Source organism: Sphingobacterium suaedae, from assembly GCF_042684625.1.
In the GTDB taxonomy this organism is placed as follows: domain Bacteria; phylum Bacteroidota; class Bacteroidia; order Sphingobacteriales; family Sphingobacteriaceae; genus Sphingobacterium; species Sphingobacterium suaedae.
In genome coordinates this window covers 14116-39846 of the sequence record NZ_JBHULR010000003.1, presented here as the reverse complement: position 1 = coordinate 39846, position 25731 = coordinate 14116, and the positions used below count along the sequence as shown (strand labels likewise).

25 protein-coding genes are annotated in these 25731 nt (G+C 43.0%); 14 read left to right on the top strand and 11 right to left on the bottom strand.

The genetic code is table 11. The features are described from left to right. The first annotated feature begins 125 nt into the window (after positions 1-125). Positions 126-476, top strand: coding sequence for a hypothetical protein (locus ACFSR5_RS03415; RefSeq protein WP_380900734.1), 351 nt, complete (start codon positions 126-128; stop codon positions 474-476). Between the two features lie 31 nt (positions 477-507). Here the strand turns inward: ACFSR5_RS03415 and ACFSR5_RS03410 are convergent, their stop codons facing one another. Further along, positions 508-909: a hypothetical protein gene (locus ACFSR5_RS03410; RefSeq protein WP_380900732.1), complete on the bottom strand. Its 402-nt coding sequence runs from the start codon at positions 907-909 to the stop codon at positions 508-510. Between the two features lie 212 nt (positions 910-1121). Between ACFSR5_RS03410 and ACFSR5_RS03405 the strand changes: the two genes are divergently transcribed. Next, complete coding sequence (locus ACFSR5_RS03405) at positions 1122-1580, top strand: MaoC family dehydratase (RefSeq protein WP_380900730.1); 459 nt, start codon at positions 1122-1124, stop codon at positions 1578-1580. Positions 1581-1650: 70 nt separating this feature from the next. Here ACFSR5_RS03405 and ACFSR5_RS03400 read toward each other — a convergent pair whose 3' ends face one another. Next, positions 1651-2643: an aldo/keto reductase gene (locus ACFSR5_RS03400; protein ID WP_380900728.1), complete on the bottom strand. Its 993-nt coding sequence runs from the start codon at positions 2641-2643 to the stop codon at positions 1651-1653. Positions 2644-2758: 115 nt separating this feature from the next. On the opposite strand from ACFSR5_RS03400, the gene ACFSR5_RS03395 reads away from it, so the two are divergent. Next, entirely contained in the window at positions 2759-4348 is a 1590-nt protein-coding gene (locus ACFSR5_RS03395; protein ID WP_380900726.1) for a sulfatase family protein, read from the top strand. A gap of 9 nt (positions 4349-4357) precedes the next feature. Here the strand turns inward: ACFSR5_RS03395 and ACFSR5_RS03390 are convergent, their stop codons facing one another. From ACFSR5_RS03390 to recQ, 3 genes are all read right to left on the bottom strand, one after another. Continuing rightward, a complete protein-coding gene (locus ACFSR5_RS03390) occupies positions 4358-4657 on the bottom strand; it encodes a hypothetical protein (protein ID WP_380900724.1) in 300 nt (99 codons plus the stop codon). A gap of 235 nt (positions 4658-4892) precedes the next feature. After that, positions 4893-5708, bottom strand: coding sequence for a 3-deoxy-8-phosphooctulonate synthase (gene kdsA, locus ACFSR5_RS03385; RefSeq protein ID WP_380900722.1), 816 nt, complete (start codon positions 5706-5708; stop codon positions 4893-4895). Positions 5709-5723: 15 nt separating this feature from the next. After that, positions 5724-7913 carry a DNA helicase RecQ gene (recQ, locus tag ACFSR5_RS03380; protein ID WP_380900720.1) on the bottom strand — a complete coding sequence of 730 codons (2190 nt, stop codon included), beginning with the start codon at positions 7911-7913 and terminating at the stop codon, positions 5724-5726. Between the two features lie 99 nt (positions 7914-8012). Between recQ and ACFSR5_RS03375 the strand changes: the two genes are divergently transcribed. The 4 genes from ACFSR5_RS03375 to ACFSR5_RS03360 all read left to right on the top strand — a co-directional run bounded on the left by ACFSR5_RS03375 (position 8013) and on the right by ACFSR5_RS03360 (position 11289). Beyond that, a complete protein-coding gene (locus ACFSR5_RS03375; protein WP_380903163.1) occupies positions 8013-8975 on the top strand; it encodes a KpsF/GutQ family sugar-phosphate isomerase in 963 nt (320 codons plus the stop codon). A gap of 117 nt (positions 8976-9092) precedes the next feature. Beyond that, on the top strand, positions 9093-9467 hold the full coding sequence (locus ACFSR5_RS03370; protein WP_380900718.1) for a DUF1573 domain-containing protein: 375 nt from the start codon (positions 9093-9095) through the stop codon (positions 9465-9467). Positions 9468-9705: 238 nt separating this feature from the next. Continuing rightward, entirely contained in the window at positions 9706-10908 is a 1203-nt protein-coding gene (locus tag ACFSR5_RS03365; RefSeq protein ID WP_380900716.1) for a pyridoxal phosphate-dependent aminotransferase, read from the top strand. 87 nt (positions 10909-10995) lie between these two features. Beyond that, a complete protein-coding gene (locus ACFSR5_RS03360) occupies positions 10996-11289 on the top strand; it encodes a hypothetical protein (RefSeq protein WP_380900714.1) in 294 nt (97 codons plus the stop codon). 12 nt (positions 11290-11301) lie between these two features. On the opposite strand, the gene ACFSR5_RS03355 is transcribed toward ACFSR5_RS03360, so the two are convergent. Both ACFSR5_RS03355 and guaB read right to left on the bottom strand, forming a co-directional pair. After that, positions 11302-11421 carry a 30S ribosomal protein THX gene (locus tag ACFSR5_RS03355; protein WP_380900712.1) on the bottom strand — a complete coding sequence of 40 codons (120 nt, stop codon included), beginning with the start codon at positions 11419-11421 and terminating at the stop codon, positions 11302-11304. A 91-nt stretch (positions 11422-11512) separates the two neighbouring features. Continuing rightward, positions 11513-12988 carry an IMP dehydrogenase gene (gene guaB, locus ACFSR5_RS03350; RefSeq protein ID WP_380900710.1) on the bottom strand — a complete coding sequence of 492 codons (1476 nt, stop codon included), beginning with the start codon at positions 12986-12988 and terminating at the stop codon, positions 11513-11515. Between the two features lie 238 nt (positions 12989-13226). On the opposite strand from guaB, the gene ACFSR5_RS03345 reads away from it, so the two are divergent. The 4 genes from ACFSR5_RS03345 (at position 13227) to gap (ending at position 18715) form a co-directional block, all read left to right on the top strand. Further along, entirely contained in the window at positions 13227-13733 is a 507-nt protein-coding gene (locus tag ACFSR5_RS03345) for a hypothetical protein (protein WP_380900708.1), read from the top strand. A gap of 229 nt (positions 13734-13962) precedes the next feature. Next, positions 13963-16959 carry a protein translocase subunit SecDF gene (gene secDF, locus ACFSR5_RS03340; RefSeq protein ID WP_380900706.1) on the top strand — a complete coding sequence of 999 codons (2997 nt, stop codon included), beginning with the start codon at positions 13963-13965 and terminating at the stop codon, positions 16957-16959. 152 nt (positions 16960-17111) lie between these two features. Continuing rightward, positions 17112-17714 (top strand): peroxiredoxin family protein, encoded by a 603-nt coding sequence (locus ACFSR5_RS03335; RefSeq protein WP_380900704.1) that lies wholly within the window; start codon positions 17112-17114, stop codon positions 17712-17714. Next, positions 17711-18715: a type I glyceraldehyde-3-phosphate dehydrogenase gene (gap, locus tag ACFSR5_RS03330; protein ID WP_380900702.1), complete on the top strand. Its 1005-nt coding sequence runs from the start codon at positions 17711-17713 to the stop codon at positions 18713-18715. The genes ACFSR5_RS03335 and gap overlap by 4 nt, the downstream gene beginning before the upstream one ends. A gap of 57 nt (positions 18716-18772) precedes the next feature. On the opposite strand, the gene ACFSR5_RS03325 is transcribed toward gap, so the two are convergent. Continuing rightward, the gene (locus ACFSR5_RS03325) at positions 18773-19549 is read right to left on the bottom strand and encodes a TIGR02757 family protein (RefSeq protein WP_380900700.1); all 777 of its coding nucleotides are present in this window, start codon (positions 19547-19549) and stop codon (positions 18773-18775) included. After that, positions 19549-21150: a Na+/H+ antiporter gene (locus ACFSR5_RS03320; RefSeq protein ID WP_380900698.1), complete on the bottom strand. Its 1602-nt coding sequence runs from the start codon at positions 21148-21150 to the stop codon at positions 19549-19551. The genes ACFSR5_RS03325 and ACFSR5_RS03320 overlap by 1 nt, the downstream gene beginning before the upstream one ends. Positions 21151-21238: 88 nt before the next feature. Between ACFSR5_RS03320 and rlmF the strand changes: the two genes are divergently transcribed. Next, a complete protein-coding gene (gene rlmF, locus ACFSR5_RS03315) occupies positions 21239-22150 on the top strand; it encodes a 23S rRNA (adenine(1618)-N(6))-methyltransferase RlmF (RefSeq protein WP_380900696.1) in 912 nt (303 codons plus the stop codon). A gap of 39 nt (positions 22151-22189) precedes the next feature. Here the strand turns inward: rlmF and glmM are convergent, their stop codons facing one another. Further along, complete coding sequence (gene glmM / locus ACFSR5_RS03310; protein ID WP_380900694.1) at positions 22190-23572, bottom strand: phosphoglucosamine mutase; 1383 nt, start codon at positions 23570-23572, stop codon at positions 22190-22192. 173 nt (positions 23573-23745) lie between these two features. Here glmM and ACFSR5_RS03305 point away from each other — a divergent pair, with 173 nt between their 5' ends. Next, a complete protein-coding gene (locus tag ACFSR5_RS03305) occupies positions 23746-24342 on the top strand; it encodes a phosphatase PAP2 family protein (protein ID WP_380900692.1) in 597 nt (198 codons plus the stop codon). Further along, entirely contained in the window at positions 24339-25157 is an 819-nt protein-coding gene (locus tag ACFSR5_RS03300; protein WP_380900690.1) for a ZIP family metal transporter, read from the top strand. Before ACFSR5_RS03305 ends, ACFSR5_RS03300 begins: the two co-directional genes overlap by 4 nt. On the opposite strand, the gene ACFSR5_RS03295 is transcribed toward ACFSR5_RS03300, so the two are convergent. Next, positions 25154-25621: a MarR family winged helix-turn-helix transcriptional regulator gene (locus ACFSR5_RS03295; protein ID WP_380900688.1), complete on the bottom strand. Its 468-nt coding sequence runs from the start codon at positions 25619-25621 to the stop codon at positions 25154-25156. The two genes, ACFSR5_RS03300 and ACFSR5_RS03295, sit on opposite strands and share 4 nt — an antisense overlap. Positions 25622-25731 lie beyond the last annotated feature (110 nt).

The window sequence follows — 25731 nt, the reverse complement described above, 5'->3', positions numbered from 1 at the left end:
AAAAAGTTACAAACTTTTGCATTTTTATATCCAAAGTTGACGTCCTCAGCCAAGTACTCCGTTACCAACGTACAAAACGATAATGGTTTTTCTGCGTTCTCTAGACGAATTAAAACATATCGTTCATGAAGAATTATCAGGCAACAACAGTAGACCAATTTCCCACTTGGCGGGCTCGAAAAAGTACAATGGAAATCAATGTTTGGTATAGTAGGCCTTTCTACGGCAACCTGTTTGCGTCTCCAGATCCCGAAGAAGAGGTAGAAAATCTTCCCCCTATTCAGCCCGACGTAAATCCACTAGAAAGAGAAAACCCCGATATAGATACATATGAGGAAAATAAACCGACAGAAACACCGGAAGTTGAAAACGACGACGAAGAATCTGTAGATATCGAACAACGCAAACGACAACAGGATTTGGGTATTGTTGATCGTCATAGCGGGAATGATGATGATACGAACATAACTCGCTAGCCTATATATTCTTTGTTGTTCTGTCCAGCGTCTAGTCTAAGCGTTTGCCTATTGTGTAATTTCCGAACCGTATCGTTACGTCTTCAATGCTTTCGTCACAAAAATTCTCTAAGTCACGCGAAGAATAGTCGCCTGGATCCGCTCCATTCTTAATAAACTCGATCTGCTTCGACAAGTACCCCATCACTAAACAAAAAGGTCCTTGTACGGAGTAGTCTCCCGCGTCCATAAGTTCAAACGGACTTTCTTTTGTTCTCGAAATAGCACCTTGTTGGTATAGATTATTCGCTAAGGCAATTAAGTTGAAGATCTCTTCCTCATGCATTGGCGGATCGATATAGACACGTTCGCCAAAATATCGGCGACTGATAATTTCATCAAGCTCATCTTTCTTTATTGCTCCATAAATGAGCTGAGACAAATTAATCGGCATAAAAATAAGGTTAAAATTAATCGTTACCTAGCAAAACTTATACCATTTTACATGCTGCGGTTCTGATCGGAAAGATTTCATATGGATTACGATTTAATTTAAAAAAACGGCAATCTATGCATAGTTTTTGATATTTTAGGGACGAACTTACAAAAGTATGACAATTGTGGGTAACGCACACGTTATGACGTTCAAAAAAACTTATATACACTATGGTCATTATCAATAATTTCGAAGAGTACAAAACTTATGAAGGCAGCCAACTTGGAGTTTCCAATTGGCACAAAATCGATCAAGAGCAGATCAATCGTTTTGCTGATGCGACACTTGATCACCAATGGATACATGTAGATCAGGAAAGAGCCGCGTCAGAAGGACCTTTCAAGACCACCATTGCGCACGGATATCTCACACTGTCGCTCATACCACATTTGTGGAAACAGATAGCAGATATTCGAAATGTCAAGATGGAAATCAATTACGGCATTGAAAATCTGAGATTCGGACAACCTGTTTTGGTCGATAATGAAGTCCAGCTTCAGGCGAAAGTAAAGTCCATTACAAATCTACGAGGGATTGTAAAAGCAACTATAGAAGCTACGCTCGTGATTAAAGAACAAACTAAACCGGCTTATGTAGGCGACGTGGTGTTTCTTTACCATTTCCATTAAATTATAAGACCGTGCCCCTCTCGCCAAGCCCCTTGACATTTCGATATGGAGGGGTACGTTCTTCGTTAATTTAAATCCCGGCGTGGCCTAAGATAGCGTCTATCTGCTGTAGTTCATCTGCTGTAAAATACGTGTTGTTTAAACTTTGTAACGAATCCAATAACTGTGTTTCGTTGCGTGCGCCGACCAAGACAGATGTCACCCGTTCATCTTTTAAAAGCCATGCTATGGCCATTTGTGCCAAAGACTGCCCTCTGGAAAGAGCTAACTCGTGCAGCTTCGTTAATTGACCTATCAATTCTGGCGTTATACTCGCCGATTTTAAAAAATGTTCTTTGCGTGCGCGCGAGTCTGTCGGTATGCCATGTAGATATTGATTTGTAAGTAAACCTTGCGCCAACGGAGAAAATGCAATACATCCCACCTGTAACCTTTCCAAACAATCCAGCAGCCCATCTTCCACGGTCCGAACCAGCATAGAGTATTTCGGTTGATGAACCAAACAACGAGTCCCCAATTGTTCGAGGATCGTAAATGCTCGCTCTGCTTGTTCTGTTGGATAATTAGATAGTCCAATATATAGAGCCTTCCCTTGGCTTACCATACTGCTCAAGGTTTCCATAGTTTCTTCCATCGGTGTTTCGGCATCCGGCCTATGGTGATAAAACACATCCACGTATTCCAATTGCATACGTTTAAGACTTTGTTCTAAACTAGCCATCAGATACTTCTTACTACCCCAATCGCCATATGGACCTGGCCACATCGTATATCCTGCCTTCGTAGAGATAAATAGCTCATCCCGATGAACACCCAAATCACTTTTCAGCACCTGACCAAAATTCATTTCCGCTGTACCTGACGGCGGTCCATAATTATTCGCTAAATCAATATGTATAACTCCTTCGGTAAACGCTGTTCGTAGTGTTCTTCTGAATTGAGCTTGAGTGTCCGTACCACCAAAGTTCTGCCACAGCCCGAGAGAAATTGCAGGCAAATTTATACCACTTCTGCCACATCTACGGTAAACCATCCCTGTTTGCTTTGTTGTATCGACATTCATTTTATCCGTGTTAATACACTAAGATAGGGATTGTCTCTTAGTGTATTCCGCTCTTTAGCAGATTTTATATATATTTAAATCGTCAAATAAACGCGTGGACGAAATATTTCTGAACATGAACGACCGAAAAAACTTAACACTCCTTTTGCTGCTGACGCTTATCCTCCCGACCATCCTGGTCGCTCAAAAAAAACAACGACCAAATATCGTGTATATCATGAGTGACGATCACGCCTATCAAGCAGTCAGCGCTTATGGACATGGGCTTAATCACACACCAAATATAGACCGATTAGCGAAAGAGGGCATCATGTTCACGCGAGCAACGGTCACCAACTCGCTTTGTGCACCAAGTCGCGCCGTATTGCTAACTGGTAAACACAGCTTCATTAACGGAAAAATTGACAACGAAGCTAGTTTCGATTGGAGTCAAGACAATTTTGCCAAGATTTTGCAGAGAAATGGTTACCAAACAGCATTAATCGGCAAGATACATATGGACGGTATACCGGCCGGTTTCGACCACTCCGCCGTTTTAATTGATCAAGGCGAATATTACAATCCTAACTTCATTGTAAATGGCAAAAAACGACAGATGACAGGCTATGTGTCCGACCTGACGACCGATATGGTACTGGATTGGATTGATAACCGCGATCCCGAGAAGCCCTTCTGCGTACTATACCATCAGAAAGCACCCCACCGGGAGTGGCTACCTGCGCTTCGGCATATAAAACAATATACCGCCATGCGTTTTCCGGAGCCCGCGACATTGTTTGACGATTTTCAAAATCGCGGAACTGCGGCAAAGACTGCAGAGATGAACATTCTAAAACACATGAACTGGGCGGGCGACAGTAAGATTCCACCTTCATTAATGGATGAACTTGGATTAAAGGAATATATGTCGTGGGACAAAGCTGCTTTCGATAACAACTTGGGAAGGATGTCTGAAAAGGAACGGGCGACTTGGGATTCTGTATACATGCCAATCATGGCAGACTTTCGTATGCACTACCCTAAGATGTCGCAGGATGAGTTACTACGATGGCGATATCAGCGTTATATGCAAGATTATTTGGGCACAGTAGCCGCTGTAGATGAAGGTGTCGGAAAACTATTAGATTATTTAGCTGAAAATGATCTCGATGAAAACACGATCGTTGTCTATACCTCTGATCAAGGATTTTACCTGGGAGAACATGGCTGGTTCGATAAACGTTTTATGTATGAAGAGTCTCTTCGCACACCACTTTTAGTCCGATATCCCCAAGAAATTGCTCCAGGAAGAAAATCGGATGCATTGGTTCAAAATCTGGATTTCGCCCCCACATTGTTAGACTTCGCAGGCGTCAAACCACCCAAAGACATGCAGGGGGAATCCTTTCGGCCGCTCGCTACAGGAGATACGCAAAAATGGAGAGACGTGGTTTACTACACGTATTACGAATACCCAAGTATACATATGGTAAAAAGACACTATGGCATCCGAACCGACAGGTACAAACTCATTCATTTTTATTATGATGTTGATGAATGGGAACTATATGATTTGGAAAAAGACCCCGCAGAGCTGAATAACATTTTCGATGACCCTTCCTACAGTGATGTTCGGAAAATGATGATTGACAAGTTAAAAACAGTACGGGAGAGATACCATGACTCCCCCGAAAATGATCAACGATTCCTGCAGAAAAAAGGATAACCAACGGTTCTAATCTTCTTTTGGTGATACCGCTGGTTGCCCAATGGTGTCGTTCGTTTCGGTCCTATCCAGATTATCCATTGGCACTCCGGTCGGCTCTTGGGCTTTCTGTATAGCGCTATCCTCGTCGTGGCTACGATCTAGTTCATTCAACGGGACACCCTCATCCCCATCGGTAGAACGGTGAATGGAATCGGACGGTCCTTCGATGGATTGCTCCTCCGTCGAGCCCCCCACACAAGATATACATAGGAGAATCGTCCCTAATCCTATGAGATACATGATCTTCGTTTTACGTAGTAAATACATCCTTCAAATTTATTAGTGTTAAATCCTCCTCAGTTCCAAATATCGTTCTTGATCGTTTATCTCAACAACCTCAGCTCCCCAGCTTGCTCGCAAAGCTCCCAATACGTTGTTGTAGACACGCACAACTGAAGAATGGTCTATCCCTGAAATGGTTTTCCATTTCTGAAAATCGCTGTACCACAAAAAAAAAAGCGACCAATCGAGGTCGCCTTATTAGGTGTACAGGACGGGGAATTTATAAAATGGCTTCCCGAATTTTAATTAGTTTTTTTAATAGGGGGTCTAGCAAGTCCAGATGAAGCATATTGGCCCCGTCAGATTTCGCATTGGCTGGATCGGGATGCGTCTCGATAAATAAACCGTCTGCGCCAACCGCAATAGCCGCCTTTGCTATCGTTTCAATCAATTCTGGCTTTCCTCCAGTTACTCCAGACGTTTGATTGGGCTGTTGTAGGGAATGTGTGCAGTCCATCACCGTTGGTACATCGAACGCCCGCATTTCCGGCAATCCTCGAAAATCCACGATTAGATCCTGATACCCGAATGAGTTGCCCCGATCTGTTAAGAATACCTTGTTATTTCCAGAATCTCTGACCTTGTCTACGGCAAACTTCATAGATCCGGCGGATAAAAATTGTCCTTTTTTTATGTTGATAACTTTGCCCGTTTTAGCCGCTGCCACTAACAGTTCCGTTTGTCGACAAAGAAAAGCTGGTATCTGAAGTACATCCACATACGCCGCAGCTAATTCGGCTTCATGGCTTTCATGAATATCCGTGACAGTCGGAACGCCAAACGTTCGGCCTACTTTCTCCAATACCTTCAACGCTTTTTCATCCCCAATTCCCGTGAATGAGTCGACTCTAGAACGATTAGCTTTTCGATAAGATCCTTTAAAAATATACGGAATATTATACTTATCTGTAATTGTTACGATCCGTTCTGCTATGCGTAGCGCTATTTCTTCTCCCTCAATGGCACAAGGACCCGCCATCAAAAAAAACTGGGTGGAATCACCGTTTTTGATTGTGGACAAATATTGTTGAATCATATATATTTTTGGTAATTAATTTCCTAATTCTGACATGAATTTTATACGCATCAACTGAATATCTTCAAATGTATAGTCCTCTTCGCCCAACTCATTTAGTGCTTTATCGATCGAGTCAACCTCTGCCGTGCGAAAATAGTCATATACCTCATCCTGTCGATCGCGATCAATCATTTCATCTACAAAATAACCGATATTGAGCTTCGTTCCTGAGTTAACGATAGACTCTACTTCTTTAAGTAAATCCTCATAACTAATTCCTTTCGAAGATGCTATATCATCCAATCCAATTTTTCGGTCTATGTTTTGTATGATGGAGACTTTCAGTGCTGATTTGTTTGCCGTACTTTTGACTACCAAATCTTGCGGACGATCAATATCATTATCGTCGACATATTTTTTGATCAGTTCGACGAAGGGTGCTCCAAATTTCGTGGCCTTTCCACCGCCTACGCCTTGAATCTGTTTCAACTCATCTAACGTCACCGGATAATGAGTACACATCTCGTCCAACGAGGGATCTTGAAATATGACAAACGGCGGCAGTGCTTTTTGTTTTGCGATTTTCTTACGTAATTCCTTCAACATCTTCAGAAGCTCTGCATCCAAAGCGACAGAACCTCCCGCCAGTTCATCTGCACTCTCGTCTTCCGCTTTCTCCATTGGCCTGTTCAAGATGAACTTAATTGCATATGGATTGGCCAGGTATTTACGACCGCTTTCTGTCAACATCAGCAAGCCATAGTGATCAATATCTTTTCGAACGAAGTTATTGAGCTCCGCTTGTCGAATGAGCGATTTCCAATAATTCGCTCCCCTTTCCTTACCGGTGCCAAACAACTGGTGCTGGTCGTGTTTATAGGACGAAATAGGTTGATTATTTTGACCAATAAGCACATTGATGATGTGATGGTCATCGAAACGCTCACCTTCTTCCTTTATAAAATTGAGAACTTTTAGCAGGGACTCTTCCGCCTCGAAATACGTTTTCTTTGCCCTGCAATTGTCACACATATTGTTACAGCCGGTTTCGTCAAATTGTTCGCCAAAGTAGTGCAGTATCTGTTTACGTCGGCATACCGAAGATTCCGAATAATCGATAACTTCCTTCAGGATCTGTGTTCCTATCTCGCGTTCAGAAACTGGTTTATCTTTCATAAACTTAGTCAGTTTCTCTACGTCTTTTTCGGAATAAAACGCCAAACAATACCCTTCCCCGCCGTCGCGTCCCGCTCTACCCGTTTCCTGATAATAACCCTCCATAGACTTTGGGATATCGTGATGGATAACATAACGCACATCTGGTTTATCAATCCCCATTCCGAAAGCAATAGTCGCAACAATCACCTCGACGTCCTCCATCAGGAATTTATCCTGTGTCTCCGCCCTTGTTTTTGCGTCCAGTCCCGCATGGTAAGGCAAGGCCTTTATTCCATTAATATTTAGAACTTCCGAAATTTCTTCGACTTTTTTCCGACTCAAACAATAGATGATACCCGTTTTCCCGGCGTTTAATCGGATGAATCGTACGATTTCTTTTACAACATCTTTTTTTGTCCGAACTTCATAATAGAGATTAGAACGATTAAAGGACGATTTAAAAAGCGTTGCATTGTTCATTTGCAGATTCTTACGAATATCCGACTGAACTTTAGGTGTGGCTGTAGCCGTTAATGCAATAATTGGAATGCCTTCGCCTATCCCATTGATGACCTGTCTTATTTTGCGGTATTCCGGACGAAAGTCATGCCCCCATTCCGAAATACAATGCGCTTCGTCCACCGCTACAAAAGACACCTTAATTTGCTTTAAAAACTGCGTATTTTCCTCTTTTGCCAACGACTCCGGAGCCACATACAACAACTTTGTCTTTCCAGAAGAGACGTCCTGTTTTACCTTGGTAATATCCCCTTTGTTCAACGAAGAGTTTAAAAAATGAGCAATACTGTCATTTCCCCCGAATGCACGCAGTTGATCCACTTGATTTTTCATCAGAGCGATCAATGGAGAAATGACAATAGCGGTTCCTTCACTCATGAGTGCAGGAAGCTGGTAACAGATCGATTTTCCTCCACCAGTAGGCATAATGACAAACGTGTCCTTTTTGTTGAGGATGTTCGTTATGATCGCTTCCTGATCTCCTTTGAATGTATCGAAGCCGAAAAATTCCTGCAAATTGTCAAATAGTGACTTTTCTATTTCCATTGACTGTAGACAAAAAATTAGATGGACCTGTGACGCTTTTGAGCGCTAAATAACTTACTTTTGTAGTTTCTTAATATAAAATTAGATATTTTTTCTGTGATACACAACATCGACATCAAAAAGACAGCTATCGAAACCCTCGAACTGGAAGCGTCTGCCATACATAACTTGACCGGCCTCATCGGTCCAGATTTTGTTAAAGTGGTAGATACGGTCCTAAATTTGCAGGGACGGGTTATCGTCACCGGTATCGGGAAAAGCGCCATCATTGCTCAAAAGATTGTTGCGACATTTAATTCGACAGGCACGCCCGCTATTTTTATGCATGCTGCCGACGCGATCCATGGTGATCTAGGTATTATCCAAACGCACGACTTAATCATCGCTATATCTAAAAGTGGCAATACACCTGAAATTAAGGTATTAGTCCCCTTCCTGAAGCAAACAGGAAATACCCTGGTCGCCATTGTAGGAAATCTATCGTCGTTCTTAGCACAACAAGCCGACTATGTGTTGGATACAACTGTCGCACGTGAAGCCTGCCCGAATAACCTTGCGCCTACCACCAGCACCACGGCGCAATTGGCAATGGGTGACGCGTTGGCCGTGTGTTTACAGACGTGCCGTCAGTTTTCTGACCGGGATTTCGCTAAATACCATCCAGGTGGGGCACTCGGAAAACAGCTTTATCTCAAAGTTAGCGACTTGTCAGATGCCAATGGCAAGCCTGTCGTTGGTCCGCAAGCCAACATCCGGGAAGTTATTATCACCATAACCAAGTACCGCCTAGGCGCTACGGCTGTTCTCGACGGACAAAACATTATTGGCATTATCACCGACGGAGATATACGCCGCATGTTGGAAAAATACGACGACTTATCGAAGGTTATGGCTGAAAATATTATGGCCAGAATTCCGAAAACCATCGATCGTGCGGAACTAGCCGTGGAAGCATTACACAAAATGCGGCAAAATAACATCTCGCAGTTAATCGTCACAGAAGACGATCGTTATCAGGGGATTATACACATCCAAGATCTTCTTAAAGAAGGTATTATTTAATAGGAGCTTTGTAATATTTTTGTCGACAATGATCCTTATATCATAACAATGAGGCATATTTGGTAAATTTGGCGTATATTTTGATTGAATTAGGTAGTTAACGAAGATATGATGACGATGAAAAAAACAGTAGGAATTTTAGCGATGTTTATAGCTATCATAGGATTTACATCCATGACACTAGCTATCGGAGAATTTAAATTTGAAAAAGAAACACACGATTTCGGTAGCATTCCTCAAAACAAACCGGCCTCATTTGATTTTAAGTTCACGAACTCAGGCGACGCGCCAATCATTATTAATGAGGTAAAACCGTCTTGTGGTTGCTCTGTAGCTGAATTCACAAGAACTCCTGTAAAACCAGGTGAAAGCGGAACCGTAACCGTAACCTATAACGCTGCGGCAAAAGGACCCTTTACCAAACAATTTACAGTGAAGTCCAATACCAAGACCCCTGTAAAGACATTGACAGTAAAAGGAAACGTCGAGTAATAACCAACGATTCCTTTCCATAAAAAACCATCTCCGGATGGTTTTTTTTAGGAACTGTTCTTTGCATGAACGTAGGATGACTACGGAGGGACCGTTCTTATAAACAACGCCTTGTCAACCCCGACGGAAACCGCGTAAATTGCCCACTTCACAACCTATCGTATCCACTTGATAAAATCATTATCTTCGATCATTTTCTTTTGCTAATTTTGCAGCACATTCTAAAACACCACAAGAAATGCCAAAAATATCAAAAAAAGGCATCGACATGCCAGCTTCGCCAATCAGGAAACTTACACCATTTGCTGACGAGGCTAAGAAAGAAGGAAAAAAAATCTATCATCTGAATATCGGTCAGCCCGATATCGAGACGCCAGCGGGAATGCTACAAGCGCTCAAAAACATAAACTTTAAAGTATGGGCCTACACGCCCTCAGAAGGAATTGCTTCTTATCGTACAAAATTGGCGCAATACTACAATAAGTTGCATTACAATATTACCGCTAATGATATATTAGTGACCAATGGTGGGTCAGAAGCGATCATCTTTGCGATGCAAGCTTGTTTAAATCCCGGAGAAGAAATTATCATACCCGAGCCATTTTACGCCAATTACAATGGTTTTGCATGTTCATCGGACATCGTGGTTAAACCGATCATGTCGTATATCGAGAACGGATTCGGACTACCGCCCATTGCAGAATTTGAGAAACTGATTACAGAGAAAACGAAAGCAATAGCAATCTGCAACCCCAACAACCCAACCGGCTATCTCTATTCGCGCGAGGAGCTTGAACATTTAAAGGAGTTATGCTTGAAGCACGATTTATACCTTTTCTCAGACGAAGCGTATCGCGAGTTCTGCTACGATGGTCGGGAGTTCATCTCTCCCATGCATTTAGAAGGTTTGGAGGAGCACGTTGTCATTTTTGATACCGTATCAAAACGTTATTCAGCGTGTGGAGCGCGTATCGGTTGTTTGATTACGAAAAATACAGCCTTGTATCAGACCGCTTTAAAATTTGCACAGGCTCGATTAAGCCCTTCGTTAGAAGGACAAATTGCAGCTGAAGCGGCCGTTGATACGCCAGACAGCTACTTCCAAGCGGTGTCCAAGGAATATACAGCCCGGAGGGATACACTCGTGCAAGGCTTAAATGCGATACCCGGGGTGTTCTGTCCGAATCCCGGCGGCGCCTTCTATGTAGTCGCCCAATTGCCCATCGACGATGCGGACAAGTTCTGCCAATGGATGTTGGAGTCTTTCTCCCACCACAACGAGACCGTTATGATGGCACCCGCTACGGGTTTCTATAGTACAGATGGGGCCGGAAAAAACGAGGTACGCTTAGCCTATGTGCTCAAACAAGAAGATTTAAAAAGGGCCTTAGAATGTCTAAGAGAAGCATTAGCCGTATATCCTGGACGCACGATCAGTTAAAGCATTCGTCCGTTTTTATATAGATTTTTTAAAAACAATAACTTTAACCATACGTTATATCTATAGTATCAAAACAAAACAACGACTATGGATAAGTTAAAGAAATTCGATTTAATGGCTAAAATTGCCCGGGAGCTCGAAGATGTGAGAAATAGCCAGCAGGCGGTTTTGGAAAAAATCGGTAAAATAGAAGTAGACAATATTGAGCTGGGCGATAAAACGATTGAAACCAAGCTGCCTGATATCTATCAGCGTACGGCAGATAATGCCGATTCAATACGGGAAATTCTGGAGACGTTCCAGCAAGCTACCGATGAGTTCGCTGAAAAAAATAACGTGGATAAACTACGCGAACAACAGGCAATCAATAACATTAAATAAAAAAGAAGGAGCTTATGAAGCTCCTTCTTTTTCTTTTTTCACATTTATTTTGGGACCATTCTTCGGTCTTTTCTTTCCGTACGATCCCATAACTATTTTGCCTCTTCTGGTTTTTTTATCGCCTTTTCCCATAATTGCTTTTTTTTAATGTATTACTATTGATCGATAAAAAGCAATCTACAAAAAATTGGCTAGAAATCCAAAATGTTTCCGCAAAATCAAACTACCCCCTACTGTTGTAATTCGGAGCTTCCTTAGTTATCGAGATATTGTGTGGATGTGACTCCCGCAAGCCTGCACCGGTTATTTTGACAAATTGTGCATCCTTTAGACGTTCGATCGTCGGCGCACCGCAATAGCCCATAGATGCTTTCAATCCTCCGATGTATTGATATACAACTTCAGCCAACGTTCCTTTATAAGGAACACGCCCTACAATACCTTCAGGAACTAATTTTTTAATATCATCTTCCACGTCTTGGAAATAACGATCTTTCGATCCTTTTTCCATGGCTTCTAATGATCCCATCCCACGATACGATTTAAACTTACGTCCTTCGTAGATAATCGTTTCACCCGGCGCCTCTTCCACACCCGCGAATAACGAGCCTGCCATAATTGTATCAGCACCAGCGGCAATAGCCTTTGCAATATCTCCTGTTTGTTTAATTCCGCCATCCGCGATAACAGGTACTCCCGATCCCTTCAGTGCTTTCGCGACTTCGTAAACAGCATACAACTGCGGAACTCCTACTCCCGCAATAATGCGTGTTGTACAGATGGATCCTGGCCCGATCCCGACCTTTACGGCATCTGCGCCCGCCTCAGCCAATGCCAATGCAGCTGCACCCGTTGCAATATTTCCGACAATAACCTGAAGCTCTGGAAAGGCTGCTTTAACCTCTCTTAATTTTTCAAGCACGCCTTTAGAATGTCCATGAGCTGTGTCAATCGTCACGACATCAACACCTGCTTTTACCAATGCGCTGACCCGATCGATGGTATCCGCTGTAACACCTACCGCGGCGCCTACCAGCAAACGTCCATGACTATCTTTTGCCGCATTGGGATAGTGTTTATACTTTTGAATATCTTTAAAAGTGATTAACCCTTTTAAATTGCCATCCACATCGACCACAGGCAACTTCTCTATTTTTTGGTTCTGTAAAATCTCCTCCGCTTGAATCAAATCCGTTCCTTCAGGTGCAACGACTAAATTCGTCTTCGTCATCAACTCATTAATTGGCTTGGTCATGTCTTTTTGGAAACGTAAGTCACGATTAGTGACAATGCCCACCAACTTTCCCGAACCATTTACAATCGGTATACCACCGATTTTGTGATCCTTCATAATTTTAAATGCATCGCCGACTGTTGCCCCCTCCAACAAGGTAACGGGATCCTGAATCATGCCACTTTCTGAACGCTTAACCTTTCTTACTTCGGCAGCCTGCTCGTCGATCGTCATGTTCTTGTGCAACATGCCAATGCCCCCGGCTTGTGCGATAGCAATTGCCAAGTCAGCGCCCGTTACCGTATCCATTGCGGCCGAAACGAGCGGAATATTCAATTTGATTTTCTTTGTCAGGTTTGTGCTCGTATCGACGTCACGAGGCAAAATTTCAGAATACGCTGGGATTAATAAAACATCGTCGTATGTAAGTCCTTCAGCTACGAATTTTTGTGGGTCTAATTGCATATGGCAAATATCTTAGGAGTTTCTATTTGCCAGGCAAATTTACGATTTTACTTGAATTTATCAAAAAATTAAAGTTTTTTATCAAACGATGACACTTAGATTAAATAAGATATTTGCGCGGTCAAGATTACTTTTTTTGAATCAATCTAATTTGTTTTGGCAAACTATTTGCATACAACCCCAAAACAAACATCCCTTTCGAAAATCGATGGGATAATGAAATCATATAAGTAACACTATGAAAAAAGTATTTTTATCCGTATTAGCTGCTACATTCTTAACACTCGGTGTCCAACAAGCCAATGCGCAAACCCCTTATAGAACCGCTTTAGGGCTAGGTATTGATTTGGGTGATGGTGAAACCTTGTTTGGTCCACAAATCAAACATTCATTTGGAGGCGCAAACGCAGGTAATGCACAGGTGTTGTTCGGGGACAACATTACCGTATTAGGAGTTGACTATTCGTACAATAGGCAATTCCCGGGCACGAACGGTTTAGGATGGTACGTGGGGGTTGGACCTCAATTAGCTTTTGTCGACCATGGTGGATATTGGCATGATGACCGTTGGGACGATGATGACCACGTAGATTTCGCAATCCGTCCGGCTGCCGGTTTGGAATATAAAATTCCTTCAGCGCCGATCGCATTCCATTTCGACTGGAAACCTTGGTGGAATCTGTCGCATAATTCCAATTTTGAACCTGCGCGGTTTACATTGGGATTCAAATTTACATTAAAATAATCCGCCAGCAGCACGACAAATTAAGGTCTATATCCGCACGATATAGACCTTATTTTTTATGTACACTTTCCCCGTATTTGTATTTGTAATTTTTGTTTGCATATCTGTAGAATTATGTTTTCTTTCTACAAAATTTTTATACCTTTGCGAATCTTGGCTAAGTATTATTAAGCTAAATCGTAAGGAAAAATAATATAAACTATATCAAACAAATACACGAATACAGACAATGCAGAGTAAAGGGCTGATTAAATTTTTGGTAATAGTGGTGTCAATAGCATGCCTCTATTCCCTATCATTCACATTTGTTACACGAAAAGTTGAACGAGATGCTGCGGAGTATGCTAAAGGCGATATGGCCAAAGAAAAAGCATATTTGGATTCCATGGCTGGTGAAGAGGTTTATAATTTGGGACTTGCAAAGTTCACGTACAGGGAGGCTAAAGCACATGAACTAGCCTTAGGTCTGGATCTTAAAGGCGGGATGAACGTTACTATGGAAATCTCTTTGGACGAACTCATCAAGAACCTGGCTAATAAACCCAAAGACGAAAAGTTTAACAATGCACTTGAGGCGGCCGTTCAAAAAAGCAAATCGGCTAATAAAAGCGTGGTCGATCTATTCGTGGACGAATATAAAGCATCCGGTGCGGCAACGCCTTTAGCAAGTTTCTTTGCAACCAAAGACAATGCCGCATTAATCCAAGCGACGAGTTCAGAAAGCGACGTCCGTAATTTCCTTTCCAAAGAAGCGGACAACGCCATTCAAAATTCATATAAAGTACTGCGCACCCGTATCGACAAATTCGGTGTAGCATCTCCGAATATCCAAATTCAACAAGGGACAAATCGTATCTTAATCGAGCTACCGGGTGTAAATGACGAAGCGCGTGTACGCAAGTTACTACAGGGATCTGCGAAATTAGAATTCTACCAAACACACGACAATTTCCAGGTTTACCCGTTGTTGGAGAACATCAACAATATTCTGGCATCCAGCATCAAAGCAACAGCTCCCGCTGCTAACAACGCGGCGGTAAAGGATACTTCTGCTACCGACACCACGAAAAGTGACGATAATTTATTAGCAAACCTCGGAGCCGCGAAGAAGGACAGCACAGATTCGACTGCTATTTCAGCAGAATTAGCGGCCAACAATCCATTATTTGCGGTCTTAAATCCAGCCACGTATGCCGGTCAAAATGGTCAACCAAGCTTGATGCCTGGCCCAATGGTTGGTATTGCAAACTTGAAAGATACAGCTCGCGTTAACGAATATTTAAACCGTTCAGAAGTTAGAGCTACTATTCCTGGCAATTTAAAATTGTTATGGGCCGTGAAGCCTGAACAGAAAACGCCTAACTTTTTATCATTGTATGCGATTAAGACTGCGGGCCTAGAGAACGGCGCTGTCATGACAGGTGATGTAATCACCGATGCACGTGATAATTTCGACCAACAAAACCATCCGGTCGTGTCCATGGACATGAACACAGAAGGTGCGCGCCAATGGCGTAAAATCACCGCGCAAGCAGCACAAAACAGAGAAGCTATTGCTATTGTTTTGGACGGCGTGGTGTATTCCGCACCATCTGTAAATGAAGAAATTCCAAACGGTAGTTCACAGATCTCTGGAAACTTTACGATCGAAGATACGAAAGATTTAGCCAATGTATTAAAAGCCGGTCGTTTACCAACAACGGCAAAAATTGTCGAAGAAGCAATTGTAGGACCTTCATTAGGACAAGCAGCCATCGACGCTGGTGTTAACTCCGCTGTTATCGGTATTGTGGTGGTTATGATTTTTATGATTGCCTACTACAACCGAGCTGGTTTAGCCGCCAATATTGCGGTATTATTCAACGTATTCTTTTTGATGGGAATTTTAGCATCCCTGAATGCGGTGCTGACACTCCCAGGTATTGCTGGTATCGTATTAACTATGGGTACAGCCGTAGACGCCAATGTCTTGATTTATGAACGGATCCGCGAAGAGATTCGAATGGGTAAAGGTATCCGTCAGGCTATTGCCGATGGATATAAACATGCGATGCCGTCGATCCTTGACTCGCAAATCACAACGTTTTTAGTCGGCCTAGTATTGTTCTTTTTCGGTAGCGGCCCAATCTTAGGATTTGCTACAACCTTGATGATTGGTATCGTTACCTCGTTGTTTACTTCCATCTTTATCTCTCGTTTGATATTTGAGTACATGTTAGATAAGGATATGAAGATTTCCGTATCTTTCCCTTGGTCTGCCAATACGTTGCTAAACGCAAACTATCAGTTTATCAAAAAACGTAAAATTTTCTATGCAATCTCCATCATCGCGGTGGTCATCTGTATCGCGTCCATCTTCACCAAAGGATTCTCGCTAGGGGTTGATTTCAGAGGCGGACGGACCTATACTGTTCGGTATGATCAGCCAGTAAACCTAGAAGAGGTACGTAAAAATTTAGATGAAACGTTCAATTCTACCACCGAAGTAAAAACATTCGGAAGTGAGAACCAGGTTCGCGTGACAACAACTTACCATATCGATGAAACGAGTGACGAAGCGGATCAGGAGGTTTTAACGAAACTAAACGAAGGGCTATCAAAAATAGCAGGCAGTAAGCACGAAATCCTTTCTTCTCAAAAGGTAGGGCCATCTATAGCAACAGATATTAAAGAGAGAGCAGTTTATTCAGGCATCTTCTCCATTTTGATTATCGCTGGCTACATTCTTTTACGTTTCCGCAAATGGCAGTACTCTGTGGGCGCGGCAGTAGCTACGATACACGACGGCATTATTTTATTGGGTTTATTCTCCATCTTGGATGGAATTGTGCCTTTCTCCCTAGATATCGACCAGCACTTCGTTGCTGCTATTTTGACCGTATTGGGTTACTCTGTAAACGACACGGTGGTCGTATTCGACCGTATCCGCGAAGATTTAAGTAAGCCAGGTGCGCATAATAAGAATTTTGGTGAGGTGATAAACCATGCCATCAATACCACGTTAAGCCGGACGGTGATTACGTCACTGACCATTATCTTCGTACTCGTTGTATTGTTCATTTTTGGTGGCGAAGTTATCCGTGGATTCTCTTTCGCCATTTTAATCGGTATCGTTGTAGGTACCTATTCTTCCATTATTCTTGCTGCACCTACGGTCTACGACCTCGGAAAAGGAAATCACATTTCAGAAGAAAAAGCGCAAACACCGAAGGTGATTACGCCATAATCTGAATAACCCCATAAAAAGGCTCTTCACATACCATGAAGAGCCTTTTTTCATTTTAGTATCATTTAAAATCGACCAAGCGATGATAGGGGCTTTATATTTCTTTTTTTATGAAATCTTAACTAAGTTTGATCTTCAAAAAATCACAACAAATGAAGTATATATGTAGCGGTGTTTTATTGGCTGTTTTGTCCGGACTTACAGCCTGCCAATCCAATAACCCGACAACCAACCAACAAGCGGAATCGGCGCAGCAGGAGACGACGAGCGCACACGCAAGCAGTGCGCCAGAGCAGCAAACACAACCCGCCCCTCCTATGGCCAAAGAAGCCGCCAAACAAATTCCAGATTTCAAATTTTACAAAGTGAAATCGGGCATTAGCTTTACGCAAGCAGACATCCCCTCCGGCCGAAATACGGTTTTTATCTTATTCGATCCGAACTGCGGACATTGCCAGCACGAAACCGGACTTTTAGCTAAAAACTACGCTAAGCTGACAGACGTGAATATCTACTTTGTTTCTATGAACGATCCTGCATTAATGGCCTCTTTTTTAGAGACGTTTGGCAAAGAGCTGATCGACAAACCGAATGTAGAGGTGTTGTATGACCGAAATCAAGAATTCATCCAAAAATTCCACGTACCGAAACAATTCCCAGCCAACTATGTATATGGATCCGACAACAAGTTGAAAAACAATTGGGATGGAGAGAAAACAATCGAGTTCCTGTTAGCGGAGTTTACCAAGTCATGAGAATAGCAATCAATGGTTTCGGCCGTATCGGCCGAAACATATTACGAAATGTGTATAGGCGCTCACTAAGTGAACAGCTTGAGGTCGTGGCGATCAACGATCTTACCGATACAGAAACTTTAGCGCATCTGTTAAAGTACGACTCGGTGCACGGTCCTTATAGTGAACACGTACGTTACGACGGTACATATATCTATGTCAACGACCGGCCTATTCGCATTTACAACGAAAAAGATCCCGGGGCTTTACCCTGGCGGGATCAAAGCATCGATGTTGTGGTCGAATCCACTGGCTTATTCACACGTAAAGACAAGGCGAGCCTACATTTGCAAGCGGGAGCCAAACAGACGATCATTTCCGCCCCTTCTCCCGACAAAGATGTTCCGACGGTCGTCTTAGGCATTAACGACGAAACCTTTGACTGGAGCACGCCGTTATTCTCCAACGCGTCTTGTACAACAAATAACGTTGCACCACTGGTAAAAATTTTGGACGAAAATTGGGGGATCAACGATGGCTACATCACGACGGTCCATTCCATGACCGGAGATCAGAACTTACATGATGCGCCACATCGCGACCTGCGCAGGGCTCGGGCAGCATCATCCTCTATTATTCCGACCACCACAGGTGCGGCAAAAGCGATTACCAGCGTTTTTCCCCATTTAGACGGTAAACTCGGTGGCGCTGGAATTCGTGTTCCTGTTTTAAACGGTTCCTTAACGGACTTCACCTGTACGTTAAAACGAGAAACCACTGTAGAAGAGATAAACGCCGCATTCCATGCTGCCGCGCAGGGTCCGCTCCGGGAGATTCTATACTATACAGAAGATCCGATTGTTTCTGTCGATATCATCAACAACCCATATTCCTGTGTTTTTGACGCGCAACTGACGTCCATCGTCGGGGGATTGATCAAGGTGGTCGGCTGGTACGATAATGAATTCGGCTATTCCAACCGAATGGTTGATATTTTACACCGTTTGGCAAACCGCACCTGATCATACGTGATGAAGCGCCGTTCACGGCATCATTTACCCGGAAGCGCTTCACATGTTTTACAATTCTCCTTCCACTCCGATACCAAACAGTGCGAAATCGTATTTGACCGGATCTGCAGCGTCAAAACGTCTTAAATGCTCCGTCAATTCTAACGCCGTTTTCCAATTGACCTTATCCGATTGAATCAAGCCCAACCGACGTGCTACCCGTTCGACGTGAACATCACACGGACAGATCAGCTGACGAGGATCAATACGTGTCCAAATACCAAAGTCTACACCGGCGTCGTCTTTCCGAACCATCCATCTCATAAACATATTCAAACGCTTACAACTTGATTTTTGAGCGGGCGAGCTGATATGCTTCTTTGTTCGTATCGGATGGTCCGGCAGAGAAAAGAAGTACGCCTTGAATTCGTTTAAGCTTCTTTCCATGGTAAAATGCGATCCAGCATGTACGTCCAGTAAAAAAGCATCTTCCAATGAATCGAATCGAGCATAATGAAACCTCAAAAAAGAGACAAAATACAAAAGATCCGTATCGTTAAACGTTCGATGTTTAAATCCGAGCAGACTTTTCAAATCCTCGTCTTGATGCTGCCGTATAAATTCGTAAGGCGTCCCTCCGAAGCGCATAATGAGTTCTTTGCACTTATTAATGATCGTCTTTCGTTGGCCCCAGGCCAATATTGCGGCAAAAAAGCCCATGATCTCTATATCTTCTTTTTTATCGAATAGATGCGGAATGCAGATGGGGTCATTTTCAATAAAAGCCGGTCTATTAAACAACAGAACCTTCTTATCTAAAAATTCTTTAACGTCAAAGTCAGCCATTATCCATGTATCAAACGAGATTCTTCTAAATCCAGGTTATGTTCCATTTGCCGGATAATTTCGCTATCGAAACGTTTCTCCTGCCGAAAACGTTCCAAGCCATTTCTCCGCACGTTGACCAGCTCCAAAGCTACCTTCGTATACAGTGCCCTGACGCCGCTTAAGCGTATTTTTGCCTCCTCATCCAATGCGTCTTCAGTAGCCCGGATACTTCGTTGATACTGTTCTTTCACGCGAGCTATCGTCTCAAATTGAGCCATTTCCTTTTCATAATGTTTGTCCAAATACGCAATAGCCTCTTTGGCCAACGCCAAACGGATGGATTCCACCTGTACCTTTTCGGGCACTTCTACATCCACTTCTTCCAAACGAACCCATTTGATAAGGATTGGCAATGTCAGCCCTTGAAAAACGAGCGTCACCAGGATAACAACAAACGTGATAAACAAGATCAAATTCCGATGCGGAAATGCCTCGCCATTATTTAACGCCAAAGGGATTGCTAGTGCAGATGCCAGCGACACAACACCGCGCATACCGGCCCAACCAACCACGAGCGGCAACTTCCATCCCGGACTCTTTTCCCGCTTTCGCACACGTTTGAAAAACAAACGCGGTACAAAAGCGGAAGCATATACCATCAACACACGCAGCACAATTACAATGACGCTAATCAACAACGCATATTCAATAGCTTCGCCCATGGAATACCCTTCCAATCCGCTAACAATAACCGGCAGTTCCAGACCGATCAGAATAAATACAAATCCATTTAATAGAAAACCCACCGTTGCCCATACTTCTTTGGTTTGTATGCGCGTATGATGGTTCATATAATCTTGCGCTCGATAAGAAAGGAACAGCCCCCCACTTACTACCGCCAGCACACCCGACCACTCGAAATGCTCAGCTACAATATACATGATATAGGGTGCTATCAGGGTGATGGGTGTCGTAATATTGGACGATTTGGCGACATAGCGCAAAAAGACGTATAGGATATGCGCAATCACTAATCCCACAACCACCCCCATAAAAGCCAATACAAAAAATTCAGTAGCTGCCTCATGCCAAACAAAACTGCCGGTCAAGATCGCAGCCTGTGCAAACCGAAAAACGGTAAGAGAAGCCGCGTCATTGACAAGACTTTCACCTTCCAAAATCGTTATACCACGTTTTGGCATATGTACTCCTTTCAATACGGAGGTCGCAGCGACAGCGTCCGGAGGCGAAATAATGCCTCCTAGCAAAAATCCTAACGCCAGCGTAAACGAAGGAATGATGGCGACTGAAAAATACGCGACAGCGAGGGAAGTCGCGAACACTAAACCAAAGCCCATAATCAAGATCGATCGTCTCCACTTCAGGAAGTTATCCCACGATGTATACCAAGCGGCCTCAAACAACAGCGGCGGTAAAAATACCAAAAAGATCATGTTTGGATCCAAACTGATAGCAGGCACACCGGGAATCAACGAGATTAATAATCCTCCTATCACCAGGAGAATAGGATACGAGATTTTTAAACGCTGACTAAGGACGAAAAGCATCGCCATAAAAAAGAACAGCAGCATGACTAAGAGGATATTTGACTCTACCATAAGAAGGCGTGCGATTTAACTTGCGGTAAATATACCCATTTCCGAAAATCGCAACAATTTTTGTGCTACATTTGCATAAAATAGCCTTATGTCTCATTCAAAACAACAGCATACGCTACATCCTAGAAATTTACATGGAGGCGGATACGATATGAAAAAACTCGCTTCCGTGAATAAAGACCTCCGCTCCCATATAATCGCCACGCCAGCCGGGAAAGAATCTATCGATTTTTCAAATCCCCTATCGGTGTACGAGCTGAATAGAAGCTTATTAAAAACGTATTACCAAATTGACAACTGGTCGATTTTAAAAAATAGCCTCTGCCCCCCCATTCCGGGACGAGCAGACTATGTGCATTACCTCGCGGATTTACTTGCTACCGACCATAACGGGCAGGTTCCTACGGGTGCCAATACACGTGTATTGGATATTGGAACAGGCTCTTCCTGTATCTATCCGATTTTAGGACAGCGTATCTATCAATGGCGATTTGTGGGAACAGATATAGACGCAGGAGCATTAAATCATGCCAAAGCCATCTTAAAAGGAAACGGCAACTTAAAAAACAACATAGAATTACGCTTACAGGAGGATCGATCCCATGTTTTTAAAGGCATACTAGCGACCGAAGAATATATAGACGCCGTCATGTGCAATCCGCCCTTTTTTAAATCAAGAGCACATAATTGGGAAAAGACGACCAAAAAATTTAACAATCTAGCAGCAAACAAAGGGAAGCTGCCGGTACAAAATTTTGGTGGCCATCCGAACGAATTGTGGTGTGAAGGTGGTGAAAAGCAGTTTATACGCACTATGATTTACGAAAGCATGGACTTCCAGCAGCAGCTAGGATGGATAACGACACTCGTTTCTGACAAGGATAATCTAAAACCATTGTTGGCCATCTTAGAATACCATAAAGCCCCAGCTATACAGGTTATTCCCATGACACAAGGAAACAAAAGTATTCGTATTTTAGCCTGGAAATGGAAAGCATAACCTATAACAAAAAACGGGCAGTTTTTAACTGCCCGTTTTTTAGTTAATTATTTCTTCCATGTCGCGGATAATCTTTTGCGCAATTGCCTCAGCAGCTTCCGGAGTAGGACCTTCAGAGTAGATGCGGATAATAGGTTCGGTGTTGGATTTCCGTAAATGTACCCACTCGTGCTCAAAATCAATCTTCAATCCATCGATCGTGGTATATTGTTCACCCTTATACTTTTCCTCCATCTTGCTGAGCAAACCGTCAATATCCAGAGAAGGGGTTAGTGTCATTTTATTTTTAGACATATAATATTGCGGGAGTTCCGCACGGTACGCTGAAGCTGATTTGCCTAACTTTGCCAAATGACTTAAAAAGATTGCCACGCCAACGAGCGCATCACGACCATAGTGGGAGTCCGGATAAATGACACCCCCATTTCCCTCTCCTCCGATCACGGCGTTCACCTCCTTCATTTTAGTGACCACGTTTACCTCTCCGACTGCCGCGGCAAAGTATTCGCCACCATGCTTCAGTGTCACATCCCGCAACGCACGCGTCGACGATAAGTTCGACACCGTATTGCCTTTCGTATGCGCCAAAATATAATCAGCAACAGCCACTAATGTATATTCTTCGCCAAAAAGTTCACCATCTTCCATCATGAATACCAACCGATCCACATCTGGATCAACAGCGATCCCCAGATCGGCATGATTGTCTAACACGGCCTTAGACAAGTCGGTTAAGTGTTCTTTCAATGGTTCTGGATTGTGAGGAAACTTCCCATTGGGCTCGCAATGAATCTGATACACCGTTTCAACGCCCAATGCCGCGAGCAAAGCCGGGATGAAAATCCCCCCCGTACTATTTACGGCGTCGACCGCGATCTTAAAGTTTGCCTGGCGAATCGCATCAACATCCACCAAAGGCAATGCCAACACAGCATCTATATGTTTCTGCAAATAGCTGTCGTCTTGTATTTCCTTACCCAAATCGTCGACCTCGGCAAAATCAAAATCAAGGCTATCACCCAGCGCCAATACCTCTTTTCCTTCCTCATCATTAATAAACTCACCCTTACTATTTAGTAACTTAAGCGCATTCCATTGCCCAGGATTATGCGAAGCAGTCAAGATAATCCCCCCGGCCGCGTGTTCCATCGGAACAGCCAACTCGACGGTTGGCGTCGTAGAAAGTCCTAGATTAACGACATCCGCACCGATGCTCTGAAGTGTTCCCACCACCAAATTACTAACCATTTCACCAGACAAGCGGGCGTCTCGACCGACGACGATTTTAGTATTCCCGGTTTTCTGCATCAATATTTTTCCAAACGCTGCCGTAAATTTAACAACATCTACAGGTGTCAAACCTTCTCCTGGCCTGCCGCCGATTGTACCTCTAATACCCGATATAGATTTAATAAGTGTCATAATCAATTATTTGAAGCGTAAAAATAGCTTTATATCCTAAAATATCATACAAAACTTTCACATTTGCAAACTAAAGCGTACATTTGTTGCAACATAGTTTCGTTTAAATATCACGCAGCTTTGTTGCCAATTATTCTTTACTTTTGAAGGATAATTTTTCAGGTTTAGAATTTATGTTAAATCAACTCATTCATTTTGACCAAGAAATGTTCTTGGTCATCAACCAAGGATTAAGTAATCCTTTTTTTGATTGGTTGCTACCTATACTACGAAATCCCTACACTTGGGCACCTTTGTATCTGTTTCTTATCATATTTTTTATTAAAAATTATGGCAAGATGGGGATCCTTATCGTAGCTTTTACCTTGGCCAATTTTGGTCTATCTGATGCCGTTTCCTCTCATTTAATTAAGAAAAATGTAAAACGGATCAGACCGTGCAACGACTTGGTCTTCAAAAATGAAGTCAATATCCGGGTTCGTTGTGGATCAGGGTTCAGTTTCACGTCGTCACATGCGACCAACCATTTTGCCATGGCGTTCTTTTGGATCATGCTCTTTAGGAGGCGATGGAAGCATGCATTATGGCTGTGTGTTACCTGGGCATCTTTAATTAGTTTTTCCCAAATATATGTTGGGGTGCATTATCCGATCGACGTCGTCTGTGGCGCCTTGTTAGGTATTTTGATAGGCGTCGGGGTCGGATACCTGTTCAAACGCTTTTTTCCTTCATTCTACACGAACACCCCATCAACTTCACCAACAGCATGAACGCATTTCTCATTGTCAGTATCTTATTTGTTTCGGCGTTTATCAGCGGACTTTCGGTATTTTTTGTTCGACGGGACAATACCAGTTTGCTTAAACTGATTCTTTCCTTTAGTGGTGCCTATCTATTTGGGATCACTGTATTACATCTTATCCCACACGTATACCTATCCAGTAGCACCAGTCCTGAAGTCATCGGACTTTATGTACTGGGCGGATTTCTTTTTCAGCTTGTTCTGGAACAATTTTCGCAGGGCATAGAGCACGGCCACATACACCACCACAATCATGGCGTCTTCCCACTTGGTATAATGGTCAGCTTGTGTTTGCATGCTTTTTTGGAGGGCATGCCATTAGCGGCAGGCCATCAATCTCAACTGGTATTTGGGATTGCTATACATCATGTACCTGCTGCATTCGCCTTAGGAAGCTTACTACTCAATACACGTTTGTCGAAAACCCAAATAGGTACGTTTATTCTTCTCTTTGCAGCCATGACACCGCTTGGTTTTCTCACGAGCAAAGGTATATCCGAAGGAGAAATTGGCGATATAGCGAAATACTTTGACAAAATCATGGCTATTGTTATCGGCATATTCCTGCACATATCAACCACCATTTTGTTTGAATCAGGATCCGCAGACCACCATAAATTTAATAAGAAAAAAATGATTGCCGTTCTTTTAGGGGTATTGGTATCATTAGCAAACTTCCTATTTGATAGCCACGACCACGACCACGGAAACAAAACGCCACACGAACAGCACCATCATGACCACGATCACCATAACCATGATGACCACGGCCATGTACATTAATAATCTGATGCAGCATTTCCCCTCATCTTGTCCAAAAGCTCACTTAGTTGCGCCGCTTCTTTTTCGGATATATTATGCGGCAATACATCGGATAACATCATATCTTCCTCAATTGCTTCGAGAAGATCTAAGCCTTTTTGCGTGATAAACAAGTCGACAGCCCGCTTGTCCTCCTTATTTTTATCGCGCGAAACGAGGCCTTTCGCAACGATCCGATCGACTAATCTGGAAATATCCGGCGTATTCCCGATCATTCTGGAACGTACCAAATTGTTCGTGGCCGCCTGCGGCAACTGACCGCGTAAAATACGCAATACATTAAACTGTTGCAACGTTATACCCTTTTTCGACGCACGCTTCTCCAAGATCAGCCCCAGCCATCCCGCAGTAAACAAAATATTGACAGTCGCTCGCTGCCAATCACTTACAAATTTTCTCACATGGAGTTCTTCTTCTATCCTCATCGATGTTTTGATTTTAAAACAAAAGTGTGACAACTTTAAACCGTAGAATCAATCTAAATTGGTTATCTTTGGTGGCACACGCAAATATTTTTCGAATACGAATATATATT

Coding starts and splice junctions, on each gene's coding strand:
- ACFSR5_RS03415 (WP_380900734.1), top strand. CDS start 126: ATGAAGAATTATCAGGCAACAACAGTAGACCAATTTCCCACTTGGCGG.
- ACFSR5_RS03410 (WP_380900732.1), bottom strand. CDS start 909: ATGCCGATTAATTTGTCTCAGCTCATTTATGGAGCAATAAAGAAAGAT.
- ACFSR5_RS03405 (WP_380900730.1), top strand. CDS start 1,122: ATGGTCATTATCAATAATTTCGAAGAGTACAAAACTTATGAAGGCAGC.
- ACFSR5_RS03400 (WP_380900728.1), bottom strand. CDS start 2,643: ATGAATGTCGATACAACAAAGCAAACAGGGATGGTTTACCGTAGATGT.
- ACFSR5_RS03395 (WP_380900726.1), top strand. CDS start 2,759: ATGAACGACCGAAAAAACTTAACACTCCTTTTGCTGCTGACGCTTATC.
- ACFSR5_RS03390 (WP_380900724.1), bottom strand. CDS start 4,657: ATGTATTTACTACGTAAAACGAAGATCATGTATCTCATAGGATTAGGG.
- kdsA (WP_380900722.1), bottom strand. CDS start 5,708: ATGATTCAACAATATTTGTCCACAATCAAAAACGGTGATTCCACCCAG.
- recQ (WP_380900720.1), bottom strand. CDS start 7,913: ATGGAAATAGAAAAGTCACTATTTGACAATTTGCAGGAATTTTTCGGC.
- ACFSR5_RS03370 (WP_380900718.1), top strand. CDS start 9,093: ATGAAAAAAACAGTAGGAATTTTAGCGATGTTTATAGCTATCATAGGA.
- ACFSR5_RS03365 (WP_380900716.1), top strand. CDS start 9,706: ATGCCAAAAATATCAAAAAAAGGCATCGACATGCCAGCTTCGCCAATC.
- ACFSR5_RS03360 (WP_380900714.1), top strand. CDS start 10,996: ATGGATAAGTTAAAGAAATTCGATTTAATGGCTAAAATTGCCCGGGAG.
- ACFSR5_RS03355 (WP_380900712.1), bottom strand. CDS start 11,421: ATGGGAAAAGGCGATAAAAAAACCAGAAGAGGCAAAATAGTTATGGGA.
- guaB (WP_380900710.1), bottom strand. CDS start 12,988: ATGCAATTAGACCCACAAAAATTCGTAGCTGAAGGACTTACATACGAC.
- ACFSR5_RS03345 (WP_380900708.1), top strand. CDS start 13,227: ATGAAAAAAGTATTTTTATCCGTATTAGCTGCTACATTCTTAACACTC.
- secDF (WP_380900706.1), top strand. CDS start 13,963: ATGCAGAGTAAAGGGCTGATTAAATTTTTGGTAATAGTGGTGTCAATA.
- ACFSR5_RS03335 (WP_380900704.1), top strand. CDS start 17,112: ATGAAGTATATATGTAGCGGTGTTTTATTGGCTGTTTTGTCCGGACTT.
- gap (WP_380900702.1), top strand. CDS start 17,711: ATGAGAATAGCAATCAATGGTTTCGGCCGTATCGGCCGAAACATATTA.
- ACFSR5_RS03325 (WP_380900700.1), bottom strand. CDS start 19,549: ATGGCTGACTTTGACGTTAAAGAATTTTTAGATAAGAAGGTTCTGTTG.
- ACFSR5_RS03320 (WP_380900698.1), bottom strand. CDS start 21,150: ATGGTAGAGTCAAATATCCTCTTAGTCATGCTGCTGTTCTTTTTTATG.
- rlmF (WP_380900696.1), top strand. CDS start 21,239: ATGTCTCATTCAAAACAACAGCATACGCTACATCCTAGAAATTTACAT.
- glmM (WP_380900694.1), bottom strand. CDS start 23,572: ATGACACTTATTAAATCTATATCGGGTATTAGAGGTACAATCGGCGGC.
- ACFSR5_RS03305 (WP_380900692.1), top strand. CDS start 23,746: ATGTTAAATCAACTCATTCATTTTGACCAAGAAATGTTCTTGGTCATC.
- ACFSR5_RS03300 (WP_380900690.1), top strand. CDS start 24,339: ATGAACGCATTTCTCATTGTCAGTATCTTATTTGTTTCGGCGTTTATC.
- ACFSR5_RS03295 (WP_380900688.1), bottom strand. CDS start 25,621: ATGAGGATAGAAGAAGAACTCCATGTGAGAAAATTTGTAAGTGATTGG.